Origin of the sequence: Flavobacterium chungangense LMG 26729 (assembly GCF_000735715.2) — a bacterium.
Taxonomy (GTDB): Bacteria; Bacteroidota; Bacteroidia; order Flavobacteriales; family Flavobacteriaceae; genus Flavobacterium; species Flavobacterium chungangense.
Map to the genome: position 1 here is coordinate 120,752 of NZ_JASY01000006.1, position 15,449 is coordinate 136,200.

Below are 15,449 nucleotides of genomic sequence, written 5' to 3' on the forward strand. Positions count from 1 at the left end.
TAAAAAAATGCAGCGCTGTTAGATAAATAGCGCTGCATTTTTTAATTTTACATATCTCTAAATTGTTTCAAAATGAGCTTTTATTGGGTCAAAACAAATTCATTTATAAAAAGGGTGTTTTCTAAATATTGTTGGGATATTCCAAACAAAGAAAAGAAGATATACCTAACATTTGATGATGGTCCGACTCCCGAAATTACAGACTGGGTTTTATCTGAATTGAAGAAATTTGATGCAAAAGCGACTTTTTTCTGTATTGGGAAAAACATTAATGCAAACACTTCTTTGTTTGAAAAATTAATTTCAGAAGGTCATTCAATAGGAAACCACACCATGAACCATGCGAATGGATGGAAAAGTAAAACAAACGATTATATTGAAAATGTAAAAAATTGTGCTGCCGTATTAGCCGGAAAAAAAATGAGTAGTTCACTATTTCGTCCTCCTTACGGAAAAATCAAAAAGGCACAATCTAAAATCTTACGAAATTTGGGCTATAAAATAGTGATGTGGGATGTTTTAAGTGCCGACTTTGATCAAACTATTACGCCTGAAAAATGTCTCGAAAATGTTACTAAAAATGTAAAATCCGGAAGCGTAATTGTTTTTCATGACAGTATAAAAGCATCACAAAATTTAAAATTTGCACTACCTAAAACGTTAAGCTATCTAAAAGAAAATGGATTTGTATTTGATGTTGTCAGCTAAAACAATCCCTGGTTTTTCATGAGCCAAGCTGTTCCTGAACGATTCCGATAATGGTATTAGCATCCAATTCGCCGGATTGTCTCCAGATCATTTGGCCTTCTTTATAGATCATCAGAGTTGGAAGTCCTTTAATTCGTAGAGCTTCTGCTAATTCCTGATTTTTATCAACATCTATTTTAATTACCTTGGCTTTATCACCAAGCGCTGCTGCTACATCCTTGATTACAGGATGCATAGAAACCGATGATTCGTTCCAGTCTGTGTAAAAATCTATTAACACTGGAACCTGAGCATTTATTAGTTCTCCAAATTTTGACATAAAACCAAAAATTTAAATTTTTAAATCTACTAAAAAGAGATTAACATTATACAAATGTAGCATTTTTACCGAATTAAGCCACATTGTTACCCTTTTTTAGTTCAATAACCGTGATTTCCGGCATAATACCAACACGCCCCGGATAGGCGTGAAAACCAAATCCTCTGTTTACATAAATGTACCGTCCTAAATTTTCGTAAAGCCCAGCCCATTGCTTGTAAATGTATTGTGCCAGACTCCATTTAAAATATCCTGGAATTTCAATACCAAATTGCATTCCATGAGTATGTCCTGATAATGTTAAATGGAAGTTTTTAGGGTGGTTTTTAATTTCAGCCTCCCAATGGCTTGGATCGTGACTCATTAAGATTTTAAAATCATTCTGAGCAACTTCTGCAGACGCTTTATTTAAGTCCCCGGCTTTCTTAAAATTCACCCCCCAGTTTTCTACTCCTATCAATGCAATTTTATCATTCCCTTTTTGAACATAAGTATGCTCGTTCAGCATTAGTTTAAAACCAATTTGTCCGTACAGGTTTTTTATTTCCTGAAAATTTTCATCCTTTTGTTTCTCTGAAGGCCAGGTAACATATTCTCCATAATCATGATTTCCTAAGATCGAAAACTTGCCGTATTTGTACTCTTTTATCTGGTTAAAAGCATTGATCCAGGGATGCATTTCTTTAGCATGCGTATTAACAATGTCCCCGGTAAATAAAATCATGTCAGATTCCTGCTCGTTAATTAAATCGATAGCATAATTTATTTTTTCTGAATCGTCAAAACTCCCACTGTGAACATCTGAGATCTGAGTAATTTTAAATCCATCAAAAGCATCCGGCAAATCAGGAAAAAAAATAGTTTGTTTAAAAACTTTAAAATTATATTTTCCTTCAAAAATTCCGTAAATCAACGATAAAAAAGGAACTGCTGCCAATCCTAAAGCAATTTGACTAACAAACCTTCGCCTGTCCGGCATCATTTCTTTTCGGGGTGCATTATACATGAAATAATTTAAGATACTGGCACCTATTCTAAAAATGTCTTCTCCAAACAAAATAAGCGTAATTACAATTTTAGGAACATAAACCAATAACATTAAACCCATTGTAAACATGGTATATTTGGTTTGCCCAACTGAACGGTCAAATTGCGTAAAAGAATAGATGATAAAAACCAAAAGCAATACACTGATTAGCTGATAAGCCATTAAAACCCATCGTAATTTGATTAAAGTGCGCAAGGCCTGGTAAGAATAGAACTCAATAAATAAAAAAAGAGCACACAGAATTATAAAACGAAGAATCATTATTTACAGTTTTAAACAAAGTAACAAAGAATGAAAATTTTACCGCTTTCTATTATCAAAATTTTAACTCAATAAACAGCAAAAAGCTGATGAATTACTCCATCAGCTTCCGCTACAAAATTTTTTTAAACCTTTTATAATCCACAACAAAGTCTGACTTGCAAACTTTACTGTTTACTTTTGAACTTTTGCAGCTTCTGGCTTAACAGCATTAGTTTCTGCTTTTTTGTCAGCTTTTGCTTTTTTATGTTCTTTCTTATTAGGCTTAGTAGCCTTAACTTCTTTTGATGCTGTTGTTTGAGCAGGAGTTGTTTGAGCATTTACCATTGCAGCTGTTCCTATAACAAACACTGCAAACATTACTAACTTTTTCATAATTGTCTATTTATTTAATTTGTATTGTTTCATTTATTTGATTCAAAGATAGAATCGCTAAATGAAGACAAAATGAAGATTGAGGTTTTCAGGAAAAAAATTAACTTTTAATTTTATCTTCAGTTTCGGAAAACAATAAAGTAAATGTTGTTCCCTGATTTAAAATAGAGAAAACCTTAATTTCAATATGATGAAAAACAGCGATACTTTTAGCAATAGCCAATCCAAGCCCCTGTCCTTCCTGATCAGAACTCACTCTTGCAAATCGGTTAAAAATATTTTCGATTTGAGATTCACTTAACCCAATACCGGAATCAGCTATCGAAATAAAATATTGATTGTTTAAAAAACCATCAGAAACCATAATGCTCCCATCGGTTTTGTTATACTTTATGGCGTTTGTAACCAAATTATAAAATAGGATATGAATTAAGGTTTTATTTCCTGTAAAAGAAAAATCATCTTCTATTTTATTGACAAACGCAATTCCTTTATCATCAATTCGATCCTGAAGATCTTCCTGCAGATCATTAATTATTTCCTTAAAATTAATGTGTTCATTTGATTCGTATTGGTTGTTTTCAATTCTGGAAATCAGTAATAAATTATTGATGATTTTTTTTAACATGTCCAACGTTTTCAAAGAACCTGCAATTTTATCAATCGCATTGTCATTTAAAGATTCATTTTGCAGCAAATTTTCCAGCTTATTTTTTAATAAAGCAATTGGCGTTAAAAGCTCGTGGGAAACATTCGAAATAAATTGTTTTTCTTTTTTAAAAACTTCAGAGATACGATCCATCATCTGATTCAAAACAAAATCAAGTTCTTTAAAATCTCTGGATTTTGCATTAATAGGTGTGTGATCAAAAGCTTCCGGTTCGTTGACACGCCTTATTTTAGTATCAATAATTTTATAAAAAGGCTTCAGTAAATATTCGATATAAACGGTATCCGCCAAAAAAGTAATCAAAAGGATAACAACCAAAACGATAATAATAAAAAGCCTAACACTGAACGTAAGGTCGTTTACTTCGCTGAGACTGCTTCCAATTTCAAGCTGATAACCCTGGTTTCCATAAGTAAAATGATATTGCAGAATTCTATATTCATTTTCTTCTCCTTCTATAATTCGGTTATCATTACTAAAAGTTGTTTTTTTCTGACTGGGTTTTGAAGACAATCTGGAAAGAACCAAAAACTCGCTGTGTAAAGTAGTAAACTGCGAATATGTTTCGGTCGAATCATCTGAATTTTCTATAAGATCATTGATCTCCTTTTGATTGAGGAGGTCAATAAATTTTTTCTTTTTTTCGATCAATCCATTATTGATGTGCCGATACACAACATTTTCAACCAAAATAGGCAGCATTAACCACAGAACCAAAATAACCAACAGTCTTGTCAGTGCATTAAAAATGGCTAATTGATGTTTTATTTTCACAAAAAAATTATTTATTCATTAATTCTATAGCCGACATTGCGAACTGTTTCGAACCAATCTATCGAATTGTGCTTGTCCAATTTCTTTCTAAGATTTCGAACATGAACGTCAATAAAATTCGAATCTGAATTTACCTCCAAAATGTCTCCCCAAATATGTTCCGTTAATTGTAGTCTTGTAATTACCCGATTTTTATTTAAAACCAAATATTGAAAAATATCAAACTCTTTTTTGGTAAGGTTTATTGGTGTTTCGTTGTAGCTTACTTTGTAATCCTGAAGCTGAAGTATAAATCCGTGGATGCTTAAATTATTTAAAGTAAAACCATGAATTCTTCGAATAACAGCAAATAACCTGGCGGCCAATTCTGTTAACGCAAAAGGTTTTGTCAAATAATCATCAGCACCAAGGTGAAGACCATTGATTCTGTCATCTAATTCTCCGCGGGCAGTAAGTACAATCACGGCTATTTTTGATTTTGTTTTTCGAATGGCTTTCAAAACCTCAAAGCCATCACCATCAGGCAATCCTAAATCCAGGAGGATTGCATCATAATCGTTACTGCCAAATTCCTCCAATGCATCTTCGCAATTATTTGCAATTTTACAAATATATCCTGTAGTACAAAGAAAGTCGTAAACTTCTCCGGCAAGCTCTTTATTATCCTCAACAATCAAAACATTCATAAAAACAACAATTTAAGCACAACTAAAATTAATCAATTATAAAAAGTCCTGTCACGCATTATTAAAAAATTAACGAATGAAAAAAAGCTGACAAATTTCTTCATCAGCCTCTTCAATCGCATTCTTATAATCATTATTCCTGTTTTGCCTCCGTTACAATAGTTCGAAAACAAAACAAAAGCAATTCTTATTTTTTCACGCTGGCAGCTTCTTCTTTTGAAGCTTCAGTTTTTGCTTTTTTATTCGCTTTATGATTATGGTGTTTTGTTGCTTTCACCTCTTTGGCGGGAGTTGCCTGCGTTGGAGTTGTTTGCGCACTAACCATTACACTTGTTCCCAGAACAGCTGCTAAAACAATCAATAAATTTTTACTCAGACTAAGTGTGCTGCTTTTTTTGTTTTCGTGAATCTGTGATTTCATGATTTCTTACGTTTTAAATTAATTACCTTTTTATTCTAAATTACTGTTTGTTATTTTTTTACTTTTGCTGTTTCTGCTTTCGGAGCTTCACTTTTTCCTGATTTTGCTTTTTTCTCAGATTTGTGTTTCGGATGTTTTGTTGCTTTTACTTCTTTTGCAGAAACTACTTTACCTTCTTTTGCTGGAAATGCGCTAACCATTGCACTTGTTCCTAAAACTGCTACTAATAACATCAATAAATTTCTCATGATTTCTAAGTATTTAAATTAATAATATTTATTTTTTACACTTCAAAATTACCTCTGTAAAATGAAGACAAAATGAAGATAGTACTGACCAATAAAATTTTAACTTGATATTAACTTAAGCTTTTTCATTGTAAATCATTTGAAGGTTCATAAACCTCCTGTTTCATTAAAAACATCTGATTAAACTGCCACAAACATTTAAATTCATAAAACAGAATCATTTTTAAAACCCAATTGTTTATTTTTACAGACTAATATTTTTTTTATGTCAACTCAAAAACGCCTTTTTCTTTTAGATGCCTACGCTTTAATTTTTCGTGGTTATTATGCTTTTATAAAAAATCCGAGAATCAATTCAAAAGGGATGGATACATCTGCTATTATGGGTTTTATGAATTCCCTTTTGGATGTTATTAAAAGAGAAAAACCAGATCATTTGGCTGTTGCTTTTGATAAAGAAGGGAGCCAGGTAAGAACCGAAATGTACTCAGATTATAAAGCAAACCGCGATGCTACTCCTGAGGCAATCAAAATTGCGATTCCCTATATTCAGGATTTACTAAAAGCCATGCATATTCCAATTATTGAAATTGCCGGCTGTGAAGCAGATGATTTAATTGGAACAATTGCAAAACAAGCCGAAAAACAAAACTATAAAGTTTTTATGGTAACGCCCGATAAGGATTTTGCCCAATTGGTTTCTGAAAATATATTCATGTATAAACCAGCCCGAATGGGTAACGGGATTGAGATTTGGGGGATACCAGAGGTTTTGGCAAAATTTGAAATTGAAAGACCAGAGCAGGTAATTGACTTTCTTGGTATGATGGGAGACGCCGTAGATAATATTCCGGGATTACCGGGTGTAGGTGAAGTTACAGCCAAAAAATTTCTCAAAGAATTTGGCACAATGGAAAATCTTCTTGAAAATACTCATTTGCTAAAAGGCAAAATGAAAGAAAATATCGAGGCCAATAAAGACAAGGGTATTTTATCTAAAAAACTGGCAACTATTATCTGCGACTGTGATGTGATTTTTAATGAAGAAGACTACGAACTTTCGCGTCCAGACATTGAGAAAACCGATGCTATTTTTCAGGAACTGGAATTTAGAAGAATGGCAGAACAATTTGACAATTTATTTAAAGTAGGAGGAGGGAATGAATTAGCCGAAAATAATGCTCCGGATGCTAAATTATATAAAAAGCCTCAGCCTAAAAATGAGGATCAATTTGATCTTTTTGGAGGAGGAACAACTGAAGAAAATCCTGAAGCAGCAAGAGCTTCATTTTACAATACTTTAGAAAACACACCTCACTCGTATCAGGCAATTGAAGGAGATTTAGGGATTAAATTGCTTTTACAAAATCTGCAAAAACAAATTTCGGTTTGTTTTGATACGGAAACTACAGGTTTGGATGCTTTGCATGCGGAGCTGGTTGGAATTTCCTTCTCCTATGAAAAAGGAAAAGGATATTATGTTCCGTTTCCGGAAAGTCAGGAACAGGCTCAGGTTTTGATAGACAAATTCAGACCCTTTTTTGAGAATGAAAACATCGAGAAAATTGGTCAGAATTTAAAATATGATTTAAAAATTCTTTCTAATTATGGCATTACAGTAAAAGGAAAGCTTTTTGATACCATGATAGCGCATTACCTGATTAATCCTGATATGCGTCATAATATGGATATTTTAGCCGAAACGTATTTAAAATATTCGCCTAAATCAATCGAAACTTTAATTGGGAAAAAAGGTAAAAATCAGATTTCAATGCGCGATGTTGCACTTGAAGAAATCAAGGAATACGCTGCTGAAGATGCCGATGTAACATTACAATTAAAAGAAATTTTTACAGCCGAATTAGATAAAACAGAAACCAAAAAGCTTTTTGAAGACATCGAGATTCCGTTAGTAAGTGTTTTGGCTGCCATGGAAACAGAAGGAATTCGTTTAGATGTTGAATTTTTAAGTTCGATGTCAAAAGAAATGGATGTTGAAATTAAAACTTTAGAACAAAATATTTACGAAATAGCTGGCGAGAAATTTAATTTGGCTTCACCGAAACAATTAGGCGATATCTTATTTGACAAGCTTAAAATTGGTGGTGCTAAACAAAAGAAAACCAAAACTGGTCAATATGCTACCGGTGAAGAAGTTTTGACATATTTAGCAAACGACAACCCAATTGTAAAAGAAATTTTAGACTGGCGACAGATGGTGAAATTACAAAGCACTTATATTTTGGCTTTACCAGAACAGGTTGATAAAAAAACTTTACGTGTTCACACTGATTATATGCAGACAGTTGCTGCAACAGGTCGTTTGAGTTCTAATAATCCAAACTTGCAAAATATTCCGATTCGTACCGAAAGAGGCCGTCAGATCCGTAAAGCTTTTGTGGCACGTGATGAAAACCACACTTTAATTTCTGCCGATTACTCCCAGATAGAATTAAGAATCATTGCCGCTTTAAGTGGTGAAGAAAACATGATTAAAGCATTTCAGGACGGAGAAGATATTCACAAGGCAACAGCCGCAAAAGTCTTTAATGTGCCGTTGGATGAAGTTTCCCGTGAACAAAGAAGCAATGCCAAAACTGTAAACTTTGGAATTATATATGGTGTTTCAGCTTTTGGATTAAGCAATCAGACTTCATTATCAAGAAGCGAAAGTGCTGCTTTGATTGAAGCTTATTACAATACTTATCCAAGATTAAAATCATACATCTCAGACCAGGTAGAATTTGCCCGCGAAAACGGATATGTTCAAACTATTTTGGGACGCCGCCGTTATTTAAAAGATATTAATTCAGCTAACGCCGTAGTAAGAAGCGCTGCAGAAAGAAATGCTGTTAACGCTCCAATTCAGGGAAGTGCTGCGGATGTGATTAAAATTGCTATGATCAACATTCATAAAAAACTTCAGGAAGAAAATTGGAAATCAAAAATGTTGCTTCAGGTACATGATGAGCTTGTATTTGATGTTCATAATGACGAATTAGAAAAAATTCAACCGATGATTAAGCACGAAATGGAAAATGCTTTTAAAATGACCGTTCCTTTAGAAGTTGAACTTGGTTTGGGTAAAGACTGGCTGGAAGCACATTAGAAAATAACGGTGATGAATTTGTTTTTCAGATGGAGGGTATTTGTTTAAGAAAATCTAATAAGCAAATTTTTCTAGAAGGTAATTACCATATAAATTTTTCTAAAAGAAAAATATTTTAAAGATAACAAGCAACGTCCTGAAATCTCAGGACGTTTTTTTTTATAAAAGCTAATCCCAAATTTTTAATTTTTTGAGAAGATAACTGATAAAATTATCGGACACGCCAAACCTGCCAAATGGTATAAAATATAGACTTCTTCTTGTTTAGATTATCCAATCTTTTGCCTGCTCCCTAACTTTTGAACCTGATCCATTTTTTTCTATTCAGATTATCCAATCTTTTTGCTTAATCCCCAACTTTTGAACCTGATCCAAATTAAGCTCTTTTTTGAGTCATAAAAAAAACCTCCAAAATCAATGACTTTAGAGGTTTTTTAAAAGTGGTGGGCGATGAGGGGTTCGAACCCCCGACCCCCTCGGTGTAAACGAGGTGCTCTGAACCAGCTGAGCTAATCGCCCTTTCGGGTAGCAATGTCTTGCGTTATTGCGAGTGCAAATATACGTTAGTTTTTCAGTTCTCCAAAGAAATTGCTTTAAAAATTAAAAGAATTTATAATAAAACTTATATTTTACTGGAATTGAATTTGTTATAAAACTATTTTTTTTGAACTTTTTTATGCAAATTTGAATTTGTTTACTTCAAAGGCAATTCGGCTACTACAAAAGTGCTTCCTCCAACATAAATAAAATCATTTTTTCCGGCATTTTTTCTGGCTGCATCAAAAGCACTAATGACAGACTCGTGCTTTTCTCCAAATAAATCATGTTTTTTAGCCGTTTCCTGCAAGATTTCCGTAGCCAAGCCTCTCGACGAATCAGGCCTGCAGAAATAATATTGTGCTTTTTTAGGGAAAAGAGGTAAAATCGAATCAAGATCTTTATCATTTACAACTCCCAAAACAATATGCAGGTTTTCAAAATTTTCTTTCTGAATTTGTTTCATCACAATTGCCAGGCCGTGTTTATTATGTGCCGTGTCGCAAATTATTTTAGGATTTTCTCCTAATTGCTGCCATCGTCCCTGTAAGCCTGTGTTTTTAGAAACATTTAATAAACCGGTTTTTAAATTCTCAATAGAAACTTTAAATTCCTTTTGGGCATTTAAAACCTCAATAGTCTGCTGAACCGTTTTTTTGTTGTGAAACTGATAATCTCCAATCAAATCAGAAGGAAATACTTCGGTAACTAAATCAGCTGCAAAATAAATGGCTGATTGGTTTTCTTTGGCTTTGGCTAAAAATACAGGTTGAGTTTCGGGAGTATATTCGCCAATTACCACCGGAACATTAGGTTTTATAATACCGGCTTTTTCTCCTGCAATTTCTCTGGGTGTATTTCCTAAAAACTGCATATGATCCAAGTCAATGTTGGTGATTACCGAAATAAGGGGAGTGATAATGTTAGTAGCGTCAAGTCTTCCTCCCAAACCTACTTCAATAATGGCGATATCCACTTTTTCAGAAGCAAAATAATCAAAGGCCAAACCAACAGACATTTCGAAAAAACTCAGGTCATTAGCCTCAAAAAAATCTTTGTGTTGGGCAATAAATTCAACAACAAAATCTTCTGAAATGTTGCTGCCGTTAATTTTTATTCTTTCTCTGAAATCCTTTAAATGTGGAGAAGTATAAAGTCCAACTTTGTATCCCGACTCCTGTAAAACTGAAGCCAGCATGTGCGAAGTCGATCCTTTGCCGTTTGTTCCCGCTACATGAATGTATTTTAACTGCTTCTCAGGATTCCCAAGATGTGCTGACAACAGTTTAATATTGGTCAAATCTTCTTTGTAAGCCGAAGCGCCCTGAAGCTGATACATGGGCAATTGATTAAACATCCAATTAGTAGTTTCCTGATAGTTCATTTTTTGAATAAAATAGCGGTTAATTGAAATAATTTTCAATTTTATTAGTTTAATATTACAGTGAAAATTATCTTTATTGCAAATTTGAAATATTTTTTAGAATTAATTATTATAAACCAGAATTAATATATGTTTAGCTTCATTCAATTACAAACAGATACCATCGCAAACGCTGCATCTAACGTAGTTATCGAAAAAATTGCACCCAATACCGAAATCTCAGTTTTAGGATTTATTTTAAAAGGAGGTTTTTTCTTAATACCAATTGCCATTTTATTATTTTATACTTTTTACGTAATTATTGAACGTTATTTATACATTACAAAAGCCTCAAAAATCGATAACAGATTAATGCAGGATGTAGGTGATAAGCTGAATGCCGGAAATATAGAATTGGCCAGAACAATCGTAGAGAGAAGTGATACTGCTGCTTCGAATATTTTGAAAGAAGGTGTTTTGGTTATCGGAAGACCAATTGCAGAAATCGAAGCCAATATGGATCGTGCCGCCGATATCGAAATTGGTGAAATGGAAAGCAAATTGGGACACTTAGGTTTAATTGCCGGAATTGCACCAACTCTTGGATTCGTTGGAACCATTTCAGGTGTAATTAAAATTTTTTACAGCATTTCTGTAACAGAAAATATTAGTATTGGAAATATTTCCGGAGGATTGTATGAGAAAATGATCAGTAGTGGAGCAGGACTTATTGTAGGTATTATTGCCTATAGCGCTTATCATATCCTGAACGGTAAGATTGATGATTTTGCCTTAAAAATCCAGAAACAAATATTAGCTTTTGTCAATATAATTCAAAGAGCATAAGGTATGTCTATTAAGAGAAAAAGAAGATTTCATGCCGAAGTGGCGACCTCATCATTGAGTGATATTATGTTTTTCCTGCTGTTGTTTTTCCTTATTATTTCAACGCTTGCAAATCCTAATGTTATTAAGATGACTTTGCCAAAAGCGAAATCTAACGAAAAAACGAATAAACAATTAATCAGTTTATCCGTTACCGAAGATAAAAAATTCTACATCGACAAACAGCCGGTAGAGTTCGAAGAATTAGAAACCAGCCTGATGTCGAAAATAGGAGACGATAAAGCGCAAACTGTTGTTGTTCGTATTCCTTTTAACTTACAGGTTCAGGATTTAGTAGATGTATTGCAGATAGGAGTAAAGAACAATCTGAAATTTGTAATTGCTACGAGTCCGAAGTAAATTTGGGCGTGACCACAATAAACAAAATGGGCTAATCAGCAGGATGTTGATAGGCCCATTTTTTTTATTCCGGTCGGGCTATTCGCGCTACTTCGGTAGCCAGCTGCTATCCCTCACGCGAGAAAAGAGAGTATGAAAGAAAGAAAAAGGCATAGAGGAAAGAATATAGAAGTAAGAGGAACGAGGAAGAAGACAGATTAAAAAAATAGTAGCCATAAAGTATGTCATTTCGACCGGAGGGAGAAATCACACAAGAAACTCCATAAAGTATGTCTCCAATCTTTGTCGATATATGAGTGTGATTTGCTTCACCTGTTCACTATCGCTCGAGTCTCCTTACGTCGAAATTGACAAAAGTCAGCAATAAGAAAGGCTTTCTGGAAATTTCCAGAAAGCCTTTCTTATTTAAGTTTTATATGTTTTTTAATTCAAACTAAAATTATAAATAATTTTACCAACTTGTTTGGCAGGAGCATTACTGTCAGCATCCCATTTCGTATTCATTGCAGCAATTTTTGCCTGATCTAATAAGCATCTGGCCAAATTTGTAGTTCCTTTTATTCCAGGTGTTGCACTTATTGTTCTTCCACTTTGATCTACTGTAACTTCAACGACTACTTTTCCGGCCTCATCACAGGTATATTTTGGTGCCGGTTTCGATAATGCTTTTCGGTTTCCTAAAGAATATCCTGATCCGCCGCCAGAGCCTCCACCACTTCCTGCTCCATATCCGCTTCCTGTACCAATACCATTTCCGGTTCCGTTGCCACCACCAGTTCCTCCACCTGAACCTCCTGAGCCATAATATCCATTCGATCCTAAACTTCCGTTCGCTTTTCCTTTGTTTCCTGCCACTTTATCGTCTCCGTCACCACCTTTATTCGAGCCTTTTAAAATGCTGGATAAAGCATCGTTTGTAGAATTAGAAACTTTTGGTTTTTGAGGAACAGGTTTTTCTTCCGGTTTAACAACAGGAGTATTTTTTTTAGGTTTTTCTTTTACGGGAATAATTACATCTTCCTCAGCAGCAGTTGAGTTTTCCTGAGTAATAATTGCTTCGTCCGGAGTGGCTTTTGCAGGTGTTGCTTTTGCATTGTTTTTTACATCAAGAACTTCACTGTTATAATTGGATCCTGAACCTAAATCGCTGTCTCCAAAATTTACGGTTACACCTCCACCTCCGCCACCTTCAGCGAGAGCTACATTGTTTTCAGGATTATAAGGGGGCCAAAAACGTATAAAAAACAACAGCAATAATAGGACACCATAAATTGCCGTAGAGATTAATAGTGATTTCTTTTTATCTGAAGAATCTGTAGAAGTCATTTTGATTCTGAATTTTGTAATTGTATTTAATAAAAACGTTTAAAAGTAGTAAAAATTGTTTAGAATAAAAGGTTGAGACAATTTTATCGCTAAGGTTTTTGCACGCAGATTTCGCAGATTTAAGCAGGTTTTTAATTTTAAAATTGTATCTGCGCTAATCTGCTTAAATCTATTTTAAATCTATTTTAAATCTGCGTGAAATATCAATAAAGAGAAGTATTTTTTAATCCAATAATCTGTGAAAAAAAAGCGAGCTAAAATTTAGCCCGCTTAGAATAAAAGTATAAAGAAAATTACACTAATTGTTTCAGTGCAATCTCAAAAGCAGTTGCACTAATATTTGTTTTTGACGGATTCAAAGCATGTGCTTTTACAATCGCATTTTTTATAATTTCTGAAGTGTCATTAAAAATCGCTTCATCAGTCATTTGAACTTTTTTCTCCATAAAATATGCAAAAACTCTGGCCATACCACAATTCGAAATAAAATCAGGAATTAAACTTACTTTACTGTCTACTTCTTCCATAATAGATCCAAAGAAAATTTCTTTGTCCGCAAATGGAACATTAGCACCACAAGAAATAACTTCTAAGCCATTTGCAATTAAACTGTCAATTTGAGCTTGAGTAACCAATCTTGAAGCAGCGCAAGGTGTAAAAATTTCAGCACCAATTGTCCAGATTTGTGAATTGATTTCTTCAAACGGAATCATATTTTCGGCAACCAGTTTGTTTCCGTCCTTATTTAAAAACAAAGTTCTGATTTCCTCAAACGAAAAACCTTCTTCCTTGATAAGGCCTCCGTCACGATCAATAATTCCAATTATTTTGGCACCCATCTCTGCTAAATAAAAAGCTGCGGCAGAACCTACATTTCCAAAACCCTGAACAATTGCTTTTTTACCCTTTATATCTCCGCCGTAAATTGCATAAAAATGACGAACAGCTTCAGCAACACCAAAACCGGTAATCATATCGGCAACAGTATATTTGCGGATTACATCGGGCGAAAATTTAGGGTTTTCTATAACTTTAATAACTCCCTGACGCAATTGACCAATTCTATTAATTTTATCAGCTTCTGTTGGTTTAAAATGTCCGTTAAAAACGCCTTCCTGCGGATGCCAGACACCACATTCTTCGGTCATCGGAATCACTTCATGAATTTCATCTACGTTTAAATCACCTCCTGTGCCATAATAACTTTTTAACAAAGGAGAAACCGCTTTATACCAACGCTGTAAAACGCCTTTTTTTCGGGGATCATTAGGGTCAAAATTAATTCCGGATTTAGCGCCTCCAATTGCAGGTCCCGAAACAGAGAATTTAACCTCCATTGTTTTGGCCAATGATAAAACTTCGTTAACATCGAGGCCCTTTCTCATTCTGGTACCTCCGCCCGCAGCTCCGCCACGGAGAGAATTAATAACAGTCCAGCCTTCGGCTTCTGTTTCAGAATCTTTCCAGTTAAAAACAATTTCAGGTTCTTTATTTTCAAATTGCTGCAATAAATCTTTCATTTTGTTGAAATATGTTTAGTTTGTGTAAAAGTATGAAATAGAATAATGCGAATAATGTATTTGTTGTAATTTTGTTTTAACAAAAAAAGAAAGCCGAAAACTACTTGTTTTCGGCCTTAAATTTATAAAATCAGAAGTGTTATTGTCCTAATAAATTTTTCTTTAGTGTTTCGTCAACAGGCTTATTGGAAAGCCAGATTCCAAACAATGCTTTCTTGAAATCAAATCCTTGAATTTTTCCTTTCAAGGCTTCATTTTTAATCACATTGATGGTTTGATCAATTGGATTGTAAGCCAGTATGAACACATCTTTTTCTGTAATTTTATCACTTAAAAGGGTTTTTAGCTGCTCTATTCTTGGTCTTAATTCTTCAAGATTACTTCCTGCCGATTTTTCGAAACCTGTATTCATTGCTTTTGTTAATTTGTTGGCAGAAACCATAGCCGAAGTAATTTCAATTCGTATTGCCATTTCAGTGTCACTGTCAATAATAAACTGCGGGTCCTGGCTTAATTGCGTTAGGTACAAAGCCTGAACATAAACTTCGAGCCACATTTTTGATCTTCCTCCGGCACCATTTAGTTGTAAGGTTTTGTTTTGAAATTCAATTTTCCTTGGAACTGTAACGCCGTTTACATCTATGTGTGTTTGAGCGGATACTGAGAATTGTAAGCTTATAAGTAGCGTGAGCAGTAGTAAAATCTTTTTCATAGTCTTTCGTGATAATTGTTTTTGTTTTTTTAGTGTTTTTGTTTTTTGCAAAAATACTGTTAATTTCTAAAATTTAGAGTTTTAAACGGTAAGTTTTTTGTGATATTGCCTTTGATTTTAAAATCTA

15 protein-coding genes and 1 tRNA gene are annotated in these 15,449 nt (G+C 33.9%); 4 read left to right on the forward strand and 12 right to left on the reverse strand.

Translation table 11 applies throughout. The features are described from left to right. Nucleotides 1-72 precede the first annotated feature (72 nt). A complete protein-coding gene (locus JE46_RS12330; RefSeq protein ID WP_031455594.1) occupies nucleotides 73-708 on the forward strand; it encodes a polysaccharide deacetylase family protein in 636 nt (211 codons plus the stop codon). 16 nt (nucleotides 709-724) lie between these two features. Here the strand turns inward: JE46_RS12330 and JE46_RS12335 are convergent, their stop codons facing one another. The 7 genes from JE46_RS12335 to JE46_RS12365 form a co-directional block, all read right to left on the reverse strand. Continuing rightward, on the reverse strand, nucleotides 725-1,027 hold the full coding sequence (locus JE46_RS12335) for a thioredoxin family protein (protein WP_031455595.1): 303 nt from the start codon (nucleotides 1,025-1,027) through the stop codon (nucleotides 725-727). 73 nt (nucleotides 1,028-1,100) lie between these two features. Further along, nucleotides 1,101-2,336 (reverse strand): metallophosphoesterase, encoded by a 1,236-nt coding sequence (locus JE46_RS12340; RefSeq protein ID WP_031455596.1) that lies wholly within the window; start codon nucleotides 2,334-2,336, stop codon nucleotides 1,101-1,103. 174 nt (nucleotides 2,337-2,510) lie between these two features. Next, a complete protein-coding gene (locus JE46_RS12345; protein ID WP_031455597.1) occupies nucleotides 2,511-2,711 on the reverse strand; it encodes a hypothetical protein in 201 nt (66 codons plus the stop codon). Nucleotides 2,712-2,811: 100 nt separating this feature from the next. After that, a complete protein-coding gene (locus JE46_RS12350; protein WP_236010631.1) occupies nucleotides 2,812-4,155 on the reverse strand; it encodes a sensor histidine kinase in 1,344 nt (447 codons plus the stop codon). An 11-nt stretch (nucleotides 4,156-4,166) separates the two neighbouring features. Continuing rightward, entirely contained in the window at nucleotides 4,167-4,841 is a 675-nt protein-coding gene (locus JE46_RS12355) for a response regulator transcription factor (RefSeq protein ID WP_031455599.1), read from the reverse strand. Between the two features lie 187 nt (nucleotides 4,842-5,028). Beyond that, nucleotides 5,029-5,262, reverse strand: a complete 234-nt coding sequence (locus tag JE46_RS12360) for a hypothetical protein (RefSeq protein ID WP_035136569.1) — start codon at nucleotides 5,260-5,262, stop codon at nucleotides 5,029-5,031. A 50-nt stretch (nucleotides 5,263-5,312) separates the two neighbouring features. Continuing rightward, nucleotides 5,313-5,510: a hypothetical protein gene (locus JE46_RS12365; protein ID WP_031455600.1), complete on the reverse strand. Its 198-nt coding sequence runs from the start codon at nucleotides 5,508-5,510 to the stop codon at nucleotides 5,313-5,315. Nucleotides 5,511-5,775: 265 nt separating this feature from the next. Here JE46_RS12365 and polA point away from each other — a divergent pair, with 265 nt between their 5' ends. Next, nucleotides 5,776-8,619, forward strand: coding sequence for a DNA polymerase I (gene polA, locus JE46_RS12370; RefSeq protein ID WP_031455601.1), 2,844 nt, complete (start codon nucleotides 5,776-5,778; stop codon nucleotides 8,617-8,619). 441 nt (nucleotides 8,620-9,060) lie between these two features. Here polA and JE46_RS12375 read toward each other — a convergent pair. Then, nucleotides 9,061-9,138: transfer RNA gene (locus JE46_RS12375), tRNA-Val, on the reverse strand. Nucleotides 9,139-9,313: 175 nt separating this feature from the next. After that, nucleotides 9,314-10,540, reverse strand: coding sequence for a bifunctional folylpolyglutamate synthase/dihydrofolate synthase (locus JE46_RS12380; RefSeq protein WP_031455602.1), 1,227 nt, complete (start codon nucleotides 10,538-10,540; stop codon nucleotides 9,314-9,316). Between the two features lie 129 nt (nucleotides 10,541-10,669). On the opposite strand from JE46_RS12380, the gene JE46_RS12385 reads away from it, so the two are divergent. Together JE46_RS12385 and JE46_RS12390 are read left to right on the forward strand one after the other, a co-directional pair. After that, entirely contained in the window at nucleotides 10,670-11,365 is a 696-nt protein-coding gene (locus JE46_RS12385) for a MotA/TolQ/ExbB proton channel family protein (RefSeq protein ID WP_031455603.1), read from the forward strand. Nucleotides 11,366-11,368: 3 nt separating this feature from the next. Beyond that, nucleotides 11,369-11,764, forward strand: coding sequence for an ExbD/TolR family protein (locus JE46_RS12390; protein ID WP_031455604.1), 396 nt, complete (start codon nucleotides 11,369-11,371; stop codon nucleotides 11,762-11,764). Between the two features lie 423 nt (nucleotides 11,765-12,187). Here JE46_RS12390 and JE46_RS12395 read toward each other — a convergent pair whose 3' ends face one another. From JE46_RS12395 to JE46_RS12405, 3 genes are all read right to left on the reverse strand, one after another. Then, nucleotides 12,188-13,090: a hypothetical protein gene (locus JE46_RS12395; protein WP_031455605.1), complete on the reverse strand. Its 903-nt coding sequence runs from the start codon at nucleotides 13,088-13,090 to the stop codon at nucleotides 12,188-12,190. Nucleotides 13,091-13,383: 293 nt separating this feature from the next. Continuing rightward, entirely contained in the window at nucleotides 13,384-14,610 is a 1,227-nt protein-coding gene (locus tag JE46_RS12400) for a Glu/Leu/Phe/Val dehydrogenase dimerization domain-containing protein (RefSeq protein WP_031455606.1), read from the reverse strand. Nucleotides 14,611-14,749: 139 nt separating this feature from the next. Beyond that, entirely contained in the window at nucleotides 14,750-15,322 is a 573-nt protein-coding gene (locus JE46_RS12405; RefSeq protein WP_031455607.1) for a chalcone isomerase family protein, read from the reverse strand. Nucleotides 15,323-15,449: the final 127 nt, after the last annotated feature.